General features: G+C 60.0%; 1 protein-coding gene. It reads right to left on the bottom strand.

Annotated features, from left to right (window positions below):
• Window positions 1-594, bottom strand: a 594-nt coding sequence (locus AC1DO7_RS41405) for a hypothetical protein (protein ID WP_441643676.1), incomplete at its 3' end; no start/stop codon positions are given.
• Window positions 595-847 lie beyond the last annotated feature (253 nt).

Genomic DNA, 847 nt, shown 5'->3' on the forward strand with positions numbered 1-847 from the left:
GGCCGAGCGATCGCCGTCGAACAGACCCAGGTTGCCGCAGGCCGCGCAGATTTCGGTCGACGGGTCCATCGTGTAATCGACCCCGATCAGGTACAGCGGATGCCGGCTGGCATAGCCACTGGCAGACACGATGGGGATGTAGCCGGCCAGGGCTTCGAGTTGGTTCCAGTCGAGCACGTGCAGGCGCTCTTTGCCGGGGAAAATGAAATAGAGTTTGCGCGTGCCGCGATGAATGCGGATGAAGGCGCCACGGGTGCGATGCGCGCCGCTGGCAAAGTAGAAGCAAAATCCAAACGCTAACACAGGCAAGCTACACAAAGCGGTGTAGACGATGTCCTTCGCCGTTAGGGCCTCCATACCAATTGCCCAGAAACTGAATAGTGAGCCTATGATCGCTACAACGACTGACATGCCAATAAAGCTCGCTGTACTGGTCCGCGTGAAATTCGCATAGGTCTCCAGTTCGACGCACTGATCATTGACGCGACGCACGCCATCGGGTTTGGGCGGCTCGCTGGTGGCGTGGTTCCGATAGAGCGGTGTGCCGCCCAGACGCAGGCTGGGCGGAAGTCGCCTGATGGTTTCCTCTTTCACTGTCGCGTCCCCACTGGCTCCGGCTTGGCAGGATCGATGGAGGCGCTGAAGAAGCAGCAGCCTAAAGGTGCGGATGGTGTGGTCCCCATGATGCTAGGCATCGACGTTCACCTGCGGCGATGCCATGCCGCACAACTCGTCGATGTCCGTGGGAAAGGGCGTGTAGGGCACGTTGTACTGGATGCATGCTTCCACGCTGTCGGGAAACGCGTTGATCAGCAGCCAGCCCAGCCACAGCGGAAGGGTGATGGGC

This window comes from Cupriavidus sp. 05N40 (genome assembly GCF_056397305.1).